The following is a 15,302-nucleotide window of genomic DNA, read 5'->3' as shown; positions in this document are numbered from 1 at the left end:
CCGATCCTTAGGATGCCACTGTGTTGCGTTATCTCTTGAACCGGCTGGTCGGACTGGTGGCCGTGATGTTCATCGTCGCGACCATCGTGTTCGTCATCATCCGCGTCACGCCCGGCAACCCCGCCGCCGTGATGCTCGGGCCCCAGGCCAGCCAGGCCGACATCGCCGCGCTGGAGCACCAGTTGGGGCTCGACCAGCCGCTGGCGGTGCAGTATGTGTCGTGGCTGGGCAAGCTGGTCCAGGGCGACCTGGGCCAATCCATCTTCATGAACAAGCCGGTGCTGGCGGCCTTGGCCGACCGCGCCGAACCGACCCTGCTGCTGACGCTGATGTCGCTGTGCATCGCCACGCTGATCGCATTGCCGGTCGGCATCCTGTCGGCGGTCAAGCGCGGCACCACGCTGGACCAGTCGGTGCTGTCGTTCTCGATGTTCACCTCCAGCGTGCCGAGCTTCTGGCTCGGCCTGCTGCTGATGCAGGTGTTCTCGGTCAAGCTGGGCTGGCTGCCAGTGTCGGGTTACGGCGGCCCGGACGCCTCGTTCGCGACGCGGCTGTCGCACCTGGTGCTGCCGGCGGTGGTGCTGGGGCTGGTGAACTCGGCGCTGATCACCCGCTTCATCCGCGCCAGCATGCTGGACGTGCTGCGCGACGACTACGTGCGCACCGCCCGCGCCAAGGGCCTGCCGGAAAGCCGCGTGATCCTCAAGCACGCCGTGCGCAATGCGTTGATACCGATCCTGACGGTGCTGGGCCTGACCACCGCTCTGCTGATCAGCGGCGCCGTCGTCACCGAGACCGTGTTCGGCCTGCCCGGCGTGGGCAGCCTGGTGGTGTCGGCCGTGCTACGCCGCGACTACCCCGTCATCCAGGGCGCGCTGCTGATCATCGCGGCCATCTACGTGCTCATCAACCTGTTCATCGATCTGCTGTACCTGCTGGTCGATCCGCGCGTCCGTTATTGATGATGAACCCACCCACGACCCGCCTTCGGCGCCTCCCCCTCACAGGGGCGCCATGGGCGGCCCGGCAAAGCCGGCTCCGCGGTGGCCCCGCTTGGAAGTGTTGCGAACGAAACGACCGAAATGACTAGTCCAACTACCGTTAACGCCGGCGCGGACCGCTGGCAGGTGCTGCGCCTGCTGGTGGCCCGCAAGACCGTGCTGATCAGCCTGCTCGTGCTGATCGTGCTGGTGGCCGCGGCGCTGCTGGCGCCGTGGGTCAGCCCCTACGACCCGTTCAAGCTGTCCATCATGAACCGCCTCAAGGCACCCGGCGCCGCGCACTGGTTCGGCACCGACGACTTTGGCCGCGACGTGTTCAGCCGCGTCATCTACGGCGGCCGGCTGTCGCTGATGGTGGGATTCTCGGTGGTGATCCTGTCCAGCGTGCTGGGCATCGCGCTGGGCCTGATCGCCGGCTTCTTCCGCTCGGCCGACAAGTTCGTGTCGCGCCTGATCGACGCCATGATGGCGTTTCCCGACATCCTGCTGGCGATCTCGCTGGTGGCCGCGCTGGGACCGTCGCTGGTGAACGTGGTGATCGCGCTGGGCATCGTCTACACGCCGCGCCTGGCCCGCATCGTGCGCGCCTCGACGCTGGTGATCCGCGAGCTGCCGTTCGTCGAGGCCGCCCGCGCGCTGGGCGTGTCGACCTGGCGCATCGTCACCGTGCACGTGCTGCGCAACCTGCTGTCGCCCATTCTGGTGCAAGGCACCTTCATCTTCGCCTACGCGATCCTGGCCGAAGCCGGCCTGTCGTTCCTGGGCGTGGGCGTCTCGCCCGACATCCCCACCTGGGGCACCATGATCAACGCCGGCCAGCAGTACATGGGCTCGGCCGACTGGATCATGATCTTCCCCGGCATCGCCATCGTCCTGTCGGTGCTGTCGCTGCAACTGGTCGGCGACGGCCTGCGCGACGTGCTCGATCCGCGCCTGCGCAAGGAGCTGTAATCATGACCGCAAGCACCCGAGACATCGTGCTGTCGGTGGAAGGCCTGAAGACCTGGTTCCACAGCCGCGACGGCGTCGCCAAATCGGTGGACGGGGTCACCTTCGACCTGGCCCGCGGCGAAACGCTGGCCATCGTCGGCGAATCCGGCTCCGGCAAATCCGTCACCAGCCTGTCCATCATGGGCCTGCTGCCCAAGCCGGCCGGCCGCATCGAGGCGGGCAAGATCCGCTTTCGCGACCGCCGCGGCCAGGAACACGACCTGGCCCACGCCTCGCCGGCCACGCTGCGCCGCATCCGCGGCGCCGAGATCGCCATGATCTTCCAGGAGCCGATGACCAGCCTGAACCCGCTGTACACGGTGGGCGACCAGATCGCCGAAGCCGTGCTGCAGCACGAAGGCGGATCGCGCGCGGCGGCCATGAAGCGCGCCCGCGACATGCTCGACCGCGTCGAGATCCCGGCGGCCGACCGGCGCGTCAACGAGTATCCGCACCAGATGTCCGGCGGCATGCGCCAACGCGTCATGATCGCCCTGGCGCTGGCCTGCAACCCGGCGGTGCTGATCGCCGACGAACCCACCACCGCGCTGGACGTGACGGTGCAGGCCCAGATCCTGGACCTGCTGCGCCGACTGCAGGCCGAGATGAACATGAGCATCCTGTTCATCACCCACAACCTGGGCGTGGTGGCCGAGATCGCGCATCGCGTGGCGGTGATGTACGCCGGCCGCGTGGTCGAGGACGCCGGCGTCTACGACCTGTTCGAAAAGCCCACCCATCCGTACACGCGAGGCCTGCTGTCCTGTCTGCCGACCGCCGCGCTGCTGGCCTCGGGCGAGCGCCTGCGCGCCATCCCGGGCAACGTGCCGAGCGTGCTGTCGCTGCCGGCCGGCTGCACCTTCGCGCCGCGCTGCGCGCTGGCCGACGACAACTGCCGTCGCGACGTGCCCGAACTGGTGGCGGTGCAGGACCAGCACCGCGCCCGCTGCATCAAGGTGACCCCGCTATGACCGCAAGCCCCCAACCCGCGCGCGCCGCCGAACCGCTGGTGCGCATCGAGGACCTGAAGGTCCACTTCCCCACCTCGCAAGCGCGCAACGCGCCGGTGGTGCGGGCGGTGGACGGCGTCAGCTTCGACGTGCCGCGCAACACCATCGTCGGCCTGGTGGGCGAGTCCGGTTCCGGCAAGACCACCACCGGCCGCGCCCTGCTGCGCCTGTTCGCGCCCACCGCGGGCCGCCTGCTGTTCGACGGCCAGGACATCACCAGGCTGTCCGAGAAAGAGATGCTGCCGTGGCGCCGCCGCATGCAGATCGTGTTCCAGGACCCCTACGCCAGCCTCAACCCGCGCATGACGGTGGCCGAGATCCTGGGCGAAGCGCTCGACACCCATAAGTTGGCGCAGCACCGCCGCGCGGCCCGCATCGGCGAACTGCTCGAACGCGTCGGCCTGAACGCCGACCACAGCCGCCGTTATCCGCACGAGTTCTCCGGCGGCCAGCGCCAGCGCATCGGCATCGCCCGCGCCCTGGCGGTGGAGCCCGATTTCATCGTGGCCGACGAACCGGTGTCGGCGCTGGACGTGTCGGTGCAGGCGCAGGTGCTGAACCTGCTGCAGGACCTGCAGCGCGACCTGGGGCTGACCATGCTGTTCGTGGCGCACGACCTGGCCGTGGTCGACTACCTGTGCGACGAGGTGGTGGTGATGTACCTGGGCCGCGTCATGGAACGCGGCCCGACCAGCGAGGTCTACGCGCGGCCGCGCCATCCCTATACCCGCGCGCTGCTGTCGGCCGCGCCGGTGCCGGATCCGCGCGCGCCGCGTTCGCGTATCCTGCTCAAGGGCGACATTCCCAGCCCGGTCAACCCGCCGTCGGGTTGCGTCTTCCGCACCCGCTGCCCGCACGCCATCGATGCCTGCGCCACGACCGAGGCGCGCGACGTCAACGTCGGACCGGGCCACTTCGCGGCCTGTTCGCGCCTCGGCGACGCCGAACTGGCCGCGTAGCGCCTCGCCCACCCCGACCCAGGAACACCACATGAACATCATCCGCGACATCGTCTTCCAGATCCGCAGCCGCCGGGACGACCTGAGCGTGACCGAGCGCAAGGTCGCCGACGCCATCCTGGACAACATCATCTGGAGCGCCAGCGCCACCGTGGACCAACTGGCGGCCAAGGCCGGCGTCAGCATCGCCACCATCTCGCGCTTCGCCCGCACCGTGGGCTGCGACGACACCCGCGACCTGAAGATGAAGCTGGCGCAGGCCAGCACCGTGGGCAGCCGCTTCCTGGACCAGAGCACGCCGGCCGAGGAAAGCACGTTCTACGCGCGTATCTATGCTGACATCGAAAGCACCCTGCGCGCCCACCTGCCGACCTTCACCGAGCCGCTGTTCGAGGCCGCCGCCGCCATCGTCGACGGCGCCCGCATGGTCTACGTGTTCGGCATGGGCGGCGCCTCGGCCGTGCTGGCGCAGGAAGTGCAGTCGCGCCTGGTGCGACTGGGCTACCCGATCGCGGTGTACAGCGACGCCGTGCTGCTGCGCATGGTGGCCGCCACGCTCGACGAGCGCGACGCCGTGGTGATCCTGTCGGCCTCCGGCCTGACGCCCGAAATCGTCGGCGCGGCGCGCATCGTCAAGCAGTACCGCGCCCGCATCGTCGCCGTCACCGACGCCACCTCGGAACTGGCCAAGCTGGCCGACGTGGTGCTGCCGATCCGCACCGACGAAACCGACTTCATCTACAAGCCCTCGGCCTCGCGCTACGCCATGATGCTGGCGATCGACCTGCTGTCGACCGAGCTGGCCATGCTGAACCAGGAAGAAAACCGCGAACGCCTGCGCCGCATCAAGCTGGCGCTGGACGAACATCGCGGCGGCCCCAACCGGCTGCCGCTGGGCGATTGAATTTGGAAACCAAGATGTACGACACCCTCATCGGCAACGTCCGCGTGCTCGACGGCTCGGGCGGCGCCGAATACACCGCCGACGTGGCGCTGGCCGGCGGCCGCATCGCGGCCATCGGCGACCTGTCCGGCCGGCCGGCGGCGCAGATCATCAACGGCGCCGGCCTGGCGCTCGCGCCCGGCTTCATCGACGTCCACACCCACGACGACACCAACGTCATCCGCACGCCCGGCATGCTGCCCAAGCTGTCCCAGGGCGTGACCACGGTGGTGGTGGGCAACTGCGGCATCAGCGCCTCGCCGGTCTCGCTGCGTGGCGAGCCGCCCGACCCGATGAACCTGCTGGGCCAGCGCGACGACTTCGCCTACCCGACCTTCGCCGACTACACCCGCGCCATCGAGGCCGCGCAGCCCGCCGTGAACGTCGCCGCGCTGGTCGGCCACACGGCCCTGCGCAACAACCACATGGACCGTCTCGACCGCAGCGCCACGCGCGACGAAGTGATGGCCATGCGCGACCAGTTGCGCGAAGCCCTGGCGCACGGCGCCATCGGCCTGAGCACCGGCCTGGCCTACGGCTCGGCGATCGAGGCCGACACCGCCGAGGTCAAGCTGCTGGCAGAGATCCTGGACGAATTCGGCGCGCTCTACACCACGCACCTGCGCTCGGAATTCGCCGCCATCCTGGAAGCCATGCAGGAAGCCTTCGACATCGCCCTGCACGCCCGCGTGCCGGTGGTGGTGTCGCACCTGAAATGCGCGGGCGCCGGCAACTGGGGCCGCACCAAGGAAGTGCTGTTCAAGCTGGAGAACGCCGGCCGCATGCAGCACGTGGGCTGCGACTGCTATCCCTACTCGGCCAGCTCGTCCACGCTCGACCTCAAGCAGGTCACCGACGAATTCGACATCGACATCACCTGGTCGGTGCCACACCCCGAACAGGCCCGCCGCAAACTGTCCGCCATCGCCGCCGACTGGAACGTGACGCTGCTGGAAGCGGCGAAACGCCTGCAACCGGCCGGCGCCGTCTACCACAACATGCACGAGGACGACGTGCGCCGCGTGCTGTCGAACCGGCTCACCATGGTCGGCTCCGACGGCTTGCCCAACGACCCCATGCCGCACCCGCGCCTGTGGGGCGCCTTCCCGCGCGTGCTCGGCCACTACAGCCGCGACGTCGGCCTGTTCCCGCTGCCCGAAGCCGTTCACAAGATGACCGGCCTGTCCGCCGCCCGCTTCGGCCTGGCCGAACGCGGCCTGGTGCGCGAAGGCTTTCACGCCGACCTGGTGCTGTTCGACCCCGCCACCGTCATCGACCGCGCCACCTTCGCCGCCCCCGTCCAGACCGCCGCCGGCATCGAGGCCGTCTGGGTCAACGGCGTCCTGTCCTACCGCCACGGCCAACCCACCGGCGACCGCGCCGGCCGCTGGCTGCCCCGCAACGGCGACCTGCGCGCCAGCTTCGCCGCCTCCACCCCCGCCCTCCAGGAGCCCTGACATGAGCAGCACCACCCCCACCCCCGACAACAACGGCATCACCCGCTACGGCGTCGCCGGCGGCACCGGCCAAGGCGGCTCCCACATGCCCTTCGCCCGCGCCGTCGCCGCCGACGGCTGGCTCTACGTCTCGGGCCAGGTCCCGATGGAAAACGGCGAAGTCATCGAAGGCGGCACCGTCGCCCAATCCCACAAGGCCATCCAGCAGGTCCTCGCCATCCTCAAGGAAGCCGGCTACGGCCCCGAACACGTCGTGCGCTGCGGCGTCTGGCTCGACGACGCCCGCGACTTCCCCTCGTTCAACAAGGTCTTCAAGGAATACTTCGGCGACAATCCCCCCGCCCGCGCCTGCGTGCAGTCGCCGCTGATGGTGGATGCAAAGGTGGAAATTGATTGTGTTGCGTATAAGCGCCCGTGACCTGACGCGACGCTCAAGGCGTGAGCGGTAGTGTTTTCGGTTGCCCGCGCCTGCCAATAACTGGATGGTGTGCGGCAACCACGCCGCCGGATGGTGCACAGCTCCTCTTCGACCACTAGCAGCGCAGCGGTCCATCCATCCCCCCACTCACCGCAAGCGCGCAGCGACCAACACCCCGCCGCAAGACATCACGTATGCCGGAATCGGCCGCCCGCGCGGCCGACTCCGGCGGGCGACGCAAGCCTCTCGCATGCCCCCTAGGTCTAACAGCGCCACGCATCTCGAAACCGTAGCCCGGCGCGGGGCGCGCAGGCGGTGAGCGCGCCGTCGATGCGCCCGACGGAATCTGAAGGGAAGGCCGAAGGCCTGGACGAAGATGAGGACGGGGAAGTCCGGAGCGAACGCTCCGGACCGCAATCGTTGGCGCGCTCACCGCCTGCGCGCCCCGTGACGGGCGGCCTACGAAGCAACCACTGCACCAACCAAGAAAGAAATACTCAAGAACTCAAAGGCAAGTCAGCACAGACGCCGCAGGACTCCCTACATCTTGACGACATCCACACCCTTAGGCGCCACAAACCGAAACTCCCCCTCCCCAAGCTTGGGATTAGGAACGATCCCGGAAAGATCCACCCGCGTCGTCTGCCCGAACGAATCCAGCAACTCAACCCGCACCGGCAGATTGTCCTTCATCCCGATATCGACGCGCGAAAACCCCGCATCCGCCGTGCGCGGCTTCGCCCGCAGCCAATCGATGCCATCCTTGGACGGCAACGCCGACACATCGAACGACTGCTCCAGCGATCCCGAACCGAACAGAATCGCCGCCGGCGACGTCCCGATGGCCGCATCCACCTTGCGCTCGGTCACCTGCGCCAGATCCGGATCGAACTGGAACACCTGCTTGCCGTCGGAAATCACCAACTGTTCATAGGGCTTCTGCACCGACCACTTGAACTTGCCCGGCCGCTGGAACGAAAACACCCCCGTCTGCGCAGGCTGCGTGCGCCCCTGCGTGCTGACGGTGTACTGCGAAAAAGAGCCAGTCGCCGCCGTCACCGTGCTCACGAACGCGCGCAACTGTTCCTGCGCCGTGGCGGCAACGGCCGCGGTCGGCGCCAACGCCGGGGCCATGCACAGGGCCAGGCCGGCGGCCAGGCCACGAAACGTCTTCATCATGCTTCCTCTCGAGCGGCGGCGGGCACCAGGATCTCCCGGTTGCCATTGGACTGCATCGCCGACACGATACCCGATTGCTCCATCTGTTCCAGTAACCGCGCCGCACGGTTGTAACCAATGCGCAGATGGCGCTGCACCAGCGAGATCGAGGCGCGGCGATGCTTGAGCACCACCTCGCAGGCCTGGTCGTACATCGGGTCCGACTCGGCGTCGCCGCCGATGCCGGTGACGCTGCTGGCGCCTTCGCCGCCGTCACCGTCCAGCCCACCTTCCAGCAGGCCCTCGACATAGTTCGGCTCGCCCTGCGCCTTCAGGCTTTCGACCACGCGGTGCACTTCATCGTCACTGACGAAGGCGCCGTGCACGCGCACCGGCAGGCCGGTGCCCGGCGGCATGTAGAGCATGTCGCCCTGGCCCAGCAGGGTCTCCGCGCCCATCTGGTCGAGAATGGTGCGCGAGTCGATCTTGGACGACACCTGGAACGCGATGCGGGTCGGGATGTTGGCCTTGATCAGGCCGGTGATGACGTCGACGCTGGGACGCTGCGTCGCCAGGATCAGGTGGATGCCGGCCGCGCGCGCCTTCTGCGCCAGGCGGGCGATCAGTTCTTCGATCTTCTTGCCCACCACCATCATCAGGTCGGCCAGCTCGTCGATGACCACCACGATGGTGGGCAGCGGCGACAGCGGCTCGGGCTGGTCGGGCGTCAGCGAGAACGGATTCGGGATCGGCTCCTCGCGCTTGATCGCGTCGCGGATCTTGGTGTTGTAGCCGGCCAGGTTGCGCACGCCCATCTTGCTCATCAGGCGGTAGCGCTTCTCCATTTCGCCGACGCACCAGTTCAGCGCGTTGGCGGCATGGCGCATGTCCGTGACCACCGGCGCCAACAGGTGCGGAATGCCTTCGTAGACGCTCATTTCGAGCATCTTCGGATCGATCAGGATCAGGCGGGTGTGCGAGGCGTCGGCCTTGTACAGCAGCGACAGGATCATGGCGTTGATCCCGACCGACTTGCCCGACCCGGTGGTGCCCGCCACCAGCAGGTGCGGCATCTTGGCCAGGTCGGCCACCACCGGATTGCCGGCGATGTCCTTGCCCAGCGCCATGGTCACCACAGAATGGCTGGCGTGGTAGGTCTGCGAGCCCAGGATCTCGGACAGCTTGACCACCTGGCGGCGCGGGTTGGGCAGTTCCAGGCCCATCAGGTTCTTGCCCGGAATGGTTTCCACCACCCGGATGCTGACCAGGCTGAGCGCGCGCGCCAGGTCCTTGGCCAGGTTGACGATCTGGCTGCCCTTGACGCCGGTGGCCGGCTCGATTTCGTAACGCGTGATGACCGGACCGGCCTGCGCCGCCACCACGGTGACGGACACGCCGAAGTCGGCCAGCTTCTTTTCGATCAGGCGCGAAGTGAACTCGATGGTCTCGGCCGACACGGTTTCCTGGTTGGCCAGCGGCGGATCCAGCAGGCTGATGGCCGGCAGGTCGCCCTCGCCGCCCGGCGGCGGCGCGAAGAACAGCGACTGCTGCTTTTCCTTTTCGACGCGCTCGGACTTGGGCACCACGGTGATCGCCGGCTCGATGCGCACCGGTTGTTCGTGCACCAGCTTTTCCTGCTTGGCCACCACTTGCTCGGTGCGCACGGCCTTGGCCACCTCGCCGACCTTGCGGTCTTCGCGCGCGGCGTAGGAATTGCGCACCCGACGCACCAGGCCTTCGATCCAGGTGCCGACGCGCTCGGCCACGGTCAGCCACGAGAACGAGAAAAACAGGCTCAGGCCGATCGCCAGCATCACCAAAAAGGCCAGGGTGCTGCCGGTAAAGCCGATGCTGCGGCCCATCAGGTCGGCCAGGGTGTGGCCGATGACGCCGCCGGCGCCGCTGGCGCTTTCCGAGGCGCCCGGCAGGTGGGTGCCGCGGCTGGCCAGGCGCAGGGCTTCCATGCCCAGCGAGCCGACCAGCAGCAGGAAGAAACCGATGCCCTCTTCCCAGTGGACCCGCGGCAACACCTCAGGCTGCTTACCATTGGTAACACGAAGATGGCTGGCAAGGCGGCGGTAACCCGCCCGCACGCGGTGCAGCAGCAGGATCACCCACCACCAGGCGGAGAAACCGAACAGGTACAGCAGGATGTCCGCCAGGTAGGCGCCCAGGGTCCCGCCCTTGTTGTGGATGACGCCGGCGGGGACGGAGTGCGACCAGCCCGGGTCGGCGGCGCTCCAGGTGGCCAGCACCAGGGTGAGCCAGGCCGCCAGGGCGGCGAAGAGGATCCAGCGGGCTTCGCGCAGCAACGCGGAGATACGCGTCTGCAGTGGCGAGGGCCCGTTGCGGGTGTTGCGCGAAGCGCGCGGAGAAGCAGTCGAGATACGCGGCATGCGGCTCATTATAATTGGGCGTTAACCTAAAGATACCCGCCCATGTCCACGCCTACGCACGCTAAAGTTTTGATACTCGGATCCGGCCCCGCCGGTTACACGGCGGCCGTCTATGCGGCACGCGCCAATCTGAGCCCCGTCCTTGTTACAGGTTTGGCCCAAGGCGGCCAACTGATGACCACCACGGACGTCGACAACTGGCCGGCCGACGCCGACGGCGTGCAGGGTCCGGACCTGATGCAGCGCTTCCAGAAGCACGCCGAGCGCTTCAACACCGAAATGCTGTTCGACCACATCGCCAAGGTCGACCTGTCCAAGCGGCCGTTCACCCTGACCGGCGACACCGGCAAGGTCTACACCTGCGACGCCCTGATCATCGCCACCGGCGCCTCGGCCAAGTACCTGGGCCTGCCGTCCGAAGAGGCCTTTATGGGCCGCGGCGTGTCCGGCTGCGCCACCTGCGACGGCTTCTTCTACCGCAACCAGGACGTGGTCGTGGTCGGCGGCGGCAACACCGCCGTCGAGGAAGCCCTGTACCTGTCCAACATCTGCCGCAAGGTCACCCTGATCCACCGCCGCGACAAGTTCCGCGCCGAGCCGATCCTGGTCGACAAGCTGATGAGCAAGGTCGAAAACGGCAACATGGAACTGAAGCTGTTCCACACGCTGGAAGAAGTGCTGGGCGACGACAGTGGCGTCACCGGCGTGCGCGTGCGCCACGTCGACACCGGCGCCACCGAAGACCTGAAGGCCACCGGCGCCTTCATCGCCATCGGCCACCAGCCCAACACCGAGATCTTCCAGGGCCAGCTCGAAATGAAGGACGGCTACATCGTCACCAAGAGCGGCCTGTCCGGCATGGCCACCATGACCTCGGTGCCGGGCGTGTTCGCCGCGGGCGACGTGCAGGACCACGTCTATCGCCAGGCCATCACCAGCGCCGGCACGGGCTGCATGGCCGCCCTGGACGCACAACGGTGGCTGGAGAATGCGGGGCAATAAGGTCGGCGCGGCCGACCTGAAACGCCTCAAGAAAGACCTGCAGGCCGAGCAGGAGCGCGCCGCCCTCGCCCAGCGCGTGGCGGCGCTGAAGAAAACCGCGCCGGCGCCCGGCGCGGACGCCGATCCGGCCGACGACATGGCCGCGTTCCGGCGCAGCATGCAGACGGTCAAGCCGATCAAGCAGGTCGCGCGCGCCGAACACAAGCCGGTGCCGCAACCAGCCCCGGCCCTGCGCCGCGCCAACGCGCTGGGCGAAACCGCCACGCGCGCCGATGCCGGCGTCTCGGACGGCGGCGAAATCACGCACCTGCTGTCCGAAGGCGGCACCGCCTTCGTGCGCGGCGACGCCGCGCCCGACACGGCGCGCAACCTGCGCCGCGGCCAGTGGCGCGCCGGCGCCGAACTCGACCTGCACGGCCTGCGCGTGGAACAGGCGCGCCACGCCATGCTGTCGTTCCTGGACGAATGCCAGGAACACGGCATCCGCTGCGTGCGCATCGTGCACGGCAAGGGCTATGGCTCGCAGGGCCTGGAACCGGTGCTGAAAGACAAGGCCCGCACCTGGCTGGTGCAGAAGAACGAGGTGCTGGCGTTTTCCGAGGCGCCCGAGCGCGAAGGCGGCGCCGGCGCCCTGCTGGTGCTGCTGCGCCAATCCGAGGGGCCGCGCAAATGAAGTGGCTCTACCTGGGCATCGCCATCGTCGCCGAGATCTTCGCCACCAGCGCCCTGAAAAGCTCCGAAGGTTTTTCACGGCTGGTGCCGTCGGTGGTGACGGTGTTCGGCTACATGATCTCGTTCTATTTCCTGTCGCTGACGTTGCGCGAAGTGCCGGTCGGCATCGCCTACGCCATCTGGTCGGGCGTGGGCATCGTGCTCATCTCCCTGATCGGCGCGCTATTCTTCAAGCAGCACCTGGACGCCCCGGCGCTGGTCGGCATCGGCCTGATCATCGCCGGCGTGGTGGTCATGAACGTCTTCTCGAAGTCCGTGTCGCACTGAGCCGTTCCGGGCGCGAGCCCGGATCCGGCCCGCGCCGGGCGTATATCCGGGCCACCCGGCGCCTGCCTCCGTTTCAGACCGTGCCGTTCTCCGTTGGCGGCTTCGGCGCGCCCGGATGACGCAGATAATCCACCAGCGCCAGCGTGGCGCGATCCGGCGGCGGCGTCAGCAGCGACACCACGACGATCGTCAGGAACGCCACCGGCGCGCCGAACACGCCCGCCGCGATCGGCTGGATGCCCCACCACAGGTCCACCGGCTGGGTCCGCGAAATCCCCAGCACCCACTCGCGCAGCCACGGATGCGTGTGCGTCATGTAGGCGAAGGTCACCAGCAGGCCCGCCGCCATGCCGAGCGTGGCGCCCCATTTGTTGGCGCGGCGCCAGAACACGCCCATCACCAGCGCCGGGAAAAACGACGAGGCCGCGAACGAGAACGCCGCCGACACCATGAAGAGAATGTCGGCCGGCTTGCGCGCCGCCACCCAGGCCGCGCCGAACGCCACCACCAGCAGCAGGATCTTGGACACCATCACCCGCCGCGCCGCCGACATGCGCGGCGATACCATCCGGTACCACATGTCGTGCGACAGCGAATTGGACAGGGTCAGCAGCAGGCCATCGGCGGTCGACAGAGCGGCCGCCAGGCCGCCCGCCGCCACCAGCCCGGAGATCACGTAGGGCAGTCCGCCGATCTCGGGCATGGCCAGCACCACCACATCCGCGCCAATGCTGATCTCGCTGAGCTGCACCACGCCATCGCGGTTGATGTCGGTGACGTCCAGCAGGTTGCTGTCGACCGCGCTCCAGGCATGGACCCAGTTCGGCAGGCTGAGGAAATTCGACCCCACCACCTGCGTATAGACCTCGTACTTCACCAGCAACGCCAGCGCTGGCGCCATGAAATACAGCAGCAGGATGAACAGCAGCGACCAGCACACCGAACGGCGCGCCTCGATCACCGACGAAGTCGTGTATGACCGCATCAGGATGTGCGGCATGCCCGCGGTGCCCAGCATCAGGCACAGCACCAGCGCCAGGAAATTGATGCGCATGTTGCGCCGCTCTTGCGGGTCTTCGGAAGGAAATGGCTCGGCGTGCGGGGTCAGTGGCGCGGCACGCGCCTCGAAGGAGGCCTTGGCCTGAGACCAGGCGATCCTGGCCTCCTCGACATTGGGCGGAAAGGCCGCCAGCTCGCGCTCGACAGAGCGGATCTCGACCATCGGCGCATCACCGGCATTGAGCTGGGCCAGGCGGCTGCGCAGCTTGTCCTTCTCGAGCGCCCAGGACTCGGGCAGGTCGCGCACCCGCTGCGCCATTTCGTCGGCGCGCTCCTGCCACAGGCGACGCACCTCGATCTCGGCCGGATCGTTCTGCAGATAGACCTCTTTCTCGGTCACTTGCTGCAGCACCGCCCCAGCCGACAATTGCGGCACGGGCATGTCGGTATGCTTGATCGACAGCCACACCACCGGCACCAGGTAGGCGATGACCAGGATGATGTACTGGCCTACCTGGGTCCAGGTAACGGCGCGCATGCCGCCCAGGAACGAACAGACCAGCATGCCTCCCAGCGCCACGAAGATGCCCAGCTCGAACGAAATGCCGGTCATGCGCGTCGTGATGATGCCTACGCCATAGATCTGCGCCACCAGGTAGGTGAACGAACAGAGGATGGCGCAGGCCACGCCAGCCAGCCGCGGCAGGTTGCCGCCGTAGCGCGCGCCCATGAAATCGGGAATGGTGTATTGCCCGAAGCGGCGCAGGTACGGCGCCAGCAGCATCGCCACCAGCACGTAACCGCCGGTCCAGCCCATGATGTAGGCCAGCCCGCCGTAGCCCGTCAGGTAAAGCGTGCCCGCGACGCCGATGAAGGAGGCCACCGACATCCAGTCGGCGGCGGTGGCCATGCCGTTGTAGAAGGCCGGCACCCGCCGGCCAGCCACGTAGTATTCGACCTGGTCCGAGGTGCGGCAGACGATGCCGATGCCCGCGTACAGGCTGACCGTGACCAGCAGGAACACATAGCCGATCCAGTTGCGCGGCAGGCCCAGGATCTCGGCCAGCGCCATCAGCAGAATCATCAGCGCGAAGCCAGCCGTATACAGCACGTAGATGCGGCGCAGCCGGATGCTGAATTGCTGCGGGGTGTCTCCGCCGAACGGCATCAGGCGTCCCCCTTGCCCTCTTCCGAGCGTTGGTCGGCGCGGTTCATGATCCGCGCGTAGATGCCGATGAGGATGAGATAGGCCAGCGGCGCGCCGTAGGCCGCCATCCAGAACGAAAACGGCCAGCCGATGAAGTCGAACGACAGGCCGCGGGCGAAATAGGACGGGACAAAGGTCAGCGCCGCCCAAACGGCCAGCAACAGCACGATCAGCCGCACGTTGCGGCGCCAGTAGCGCGTGGGGACGGGTTTGGAGGAAGCGCGGGATTCCGGCATAGCTGGCGTGAGCGAAACCTGGGGAATAACGCGAAACGCGGCGCTGGAAAAAACCCTGGCGTGCGGAATACGGGCTTTTTATGCGACAACGGCCGGCACTGCCTGGTGCCAGCCGTTGTGCGTTTTGCTTTTCTTGAGTACTGCTACTTTTTTATGTACCGGTGCCGCCGGTAATTGCCCATGCAGGGCTTTGTCTCCTCACCTGCATGGGAAGAGATTCTGCACCAGATGCGGGAATGCCACACTAGGGGAATGCCCTAATTCGGCGCATTCATTTACATATTCCATGCACCACAGTAGTGCATTTTAAGGCTCGTGTTCTAAATATTGGGATTTATTCGGCCCCAACCCGCATTCCAGGGGCTGCCGGCGGGACCCATTTTGAGCCAGCCTCAACTACCGCCGACCCCGCTGCCCGCTTCCGGGCACCCGCGCCGCGCCATGGCGGCGCATCCACGAACCGGAGGATGACAGCGCGTCTTTACGTTCCGTTTACACCCCCCCGCCAAAGCTATACCCCGTTTTTA

Annotated in this window: 14 protein-coding genes; 10 read left to right on the top strand and 4 right to left on the bottom strand. The window is 67.4% G+C overall.

The annotated features are described in order from the left end of the window. Positions 1–20 precede the first annotated feature (20 nt). The 7 genes from ACUDCK_RS05470 (at position 21) to ACUDCK_RS05440 (ending at position 6,778) form a co-directional block, all read left to right on the top strand. The gene (locus ACUDCK_RS05470) at positions 21–962 is read left to right on the top strand and encodes an ABC transporter permease (protein ID WP_054501707.1); all 942 of its coding nucleotides are present in this window, start codon (positions 21–23) and stop codon (positions 960–962) included. 120 nt (positions 963–1,082) lie between these two features. Beyond that, on the top strand, positions 1,083–1,952 hold the full coding sequence (locus tag ACUDCK_RS05465; RefSeq protein WP_054501708.1) for an ABC transporter permease: 870 nt from the start codon (positions 1,083–1,085) through the stop codon (positions 1,950–1,952). 2 nt (positions 1,953–1,954) lie between these two features. Then, on the top strand, positions 1,955–2,962 hold the full coding sequence (locus ACUDCK_RS05460) for an ABC transporter ATP-binding protein (RefSeq protein ID WP_054501709.1): 1,008 nt from the start codon (positions 1,955–1,957) through the stop codon (positions 2,960–2,962). Beyond that, positions 2,959–3,960, top strand: coding sequence for an ABC transporter ATP-binding protein (locus ACUDCK_RS05455; protein WP_054501710.1), 1,002 nt, complete (start codon positions 2,959–2,961; stop codon positions 3,958–3,960). Before ACUDCK_RS05460 ends, ACUDCK_RS05455 begins: the two co-directional genes overlap by 4 nt. Before the next feature lie 31 nt (positions 3,961–3,991). Further along, positions 3,992–4,864, top strand: coding sequence for a MurR/RpiR family transcriptional regulator (locus ACUDCK_RS05450; RefSeq protein ID WP_049071791.1), 873 nt, complete (start codon positions 3,992–3,994; stop codon positions 4,862–4,864). Between the two features lie 14 nt (positions 4,865–4,878). Beyond that, positions 4,879–6,360, top strand: coding sequence for an N-acyl-D-amino-acid deacylase family protein (locus ACUDCK_RS05445; RefSeq protein WP_175167750.1), 1,482 nt, complete (start codon positions 4,879–4,881; stop codon positions 6,358–6,360). A gap of 1 nt (position 6,361) precedes the next feature. Next, positions 6,362–6,778, top strand: coding sequence for a RidA family protein (locus ACUDCK_RS05440; RefSeq protein ID WP_051429010.1), 417 nt, complete (start codon positions 6,362–6,364; stop codon positions 6,776–6,778). 540 nt (positions 6,779–7,318) lie between these two features. Here ACUDCK_RS05440 and lolA read toward each other — a convergent pair. Both lolA and ACUDCK_RS05430 read right to left on the bottom strand, forming a co-directional pair. Next, on the bottom strand, positions 7,319–7,954 hold the full coding sequence (lolA, locus tag ACUDCK_RS05435) for an outer membrane lipoprotein chaperone LolA (protein WP_049071788.1): 636 nt from the start codon (positions 7,952–7,954) through the stop codon (positions 7,319–7,321). Next, complete coding sequence (locus tag ACUDCK_RS05430; RefSeq protein ID WP_116793613.1) at positions 7,954–10,332, bottom strand: DNA translocase FtsK; 2,379 nt, start codon at positions 10,330–10,332, stop codon at positions 7,954–7,956. The genes lolA and ACUDCK_RS05430 overlap by 1 nt, the downstream gene beginning before the upstream one ends. A gap of 42 nt (positions 10,333–10,374) precedes the next feature. Here ACUDCK_RS05430 and trxB point away from each other — a divergent pair, with 42 nt between their 5' ends. From trxB to ACUDCK_RS05415, 3 genes are read left to right on the top strand one after another with little or no spacing between them, the layout of a single operon-like run. After that, a complete protein-coding gene (trxB, locus tag ACUDCK_RS05425; protein ID WP_054501713.1) occupies positions 10,375–11,334 on the top strand; it encodes a thioredoxin-disulfide reductase in 960 nt (319 codons plus the stop codon). Then, the gene (locus ACUDCK_RS05420) at positions 11,321–12,007 is read left to right on the top strand and encodes a Smr/MutS family protein (protein ID WP_064523405.1); all 687 of its coding nucleotides are present in this window, start codon (positions 11,321–11,323) and stop codon (positions 12,005–12,007) included. Before trxB ends, ACUDCK_RS05420 begins: the two co-directional genes overlap by 14 nt. Next, positions 12,004–12,333 (top strand): DMT family transporter, encoded by a 330-nt coding sequence (locus ACUDCK_RS05415; protein WP_175167751.1) that lies wholly within the window; start codon positions 12,004–12,006, stop codon positions 12,331–12,333. The genes ACUDCK_RS05420 and ACUDCK_RS05415 overlap by 4 nt, the downstream gene beginning before the upstream one ends. A 73-nt stretch (positions 12,334–12,406) precedes the next feature. Here ACUDCK_RS05415 and ACUDCK_RS05410 read toward each other — a convergent pair whose 3' ends face one another. Together ACUDCK_RS05410 and ACUDCK_RS05405 are read right to left on the bottom strand one after the other, a co-directional pair. Further along, positions 12,407–14,500, bottom strand: coding sequence for a sodium:solute symporter family protein (locus tag ACUDCK_RS05410; RefSeq protein WP_054501715.1), 2,094 nt, complete (start codon positions 14,498–14,500; stop codon positions 12,407–12,409). Then, a complete protein-coding gene (locus tag ACUDCK_RS05405; RefSeq protein WP_054501716.1) occupies positions 14,500–14,775 on the bottom strand; it encodes a DUF4212 domain-containing protein in 276 nt (91 codons plus the stop codon). Before ACUDCK_RS05405 ends, ACUDCK_RS05410 begins: the two co-directional genes overlap by 1 nt. Positions 14,776–15,302 lie beyond the last annotated feature (527 nt).

The sequence above is a fragment of the Achromobacter sp. CF-sbj1-Ac2-l genome (assembly GCF_052698165.1).
The sequence above is the reverse complement of the archived record's forward strand: the minus strand, read 5'-3'. Positions and strand labels throughout refer to the sequence as shown.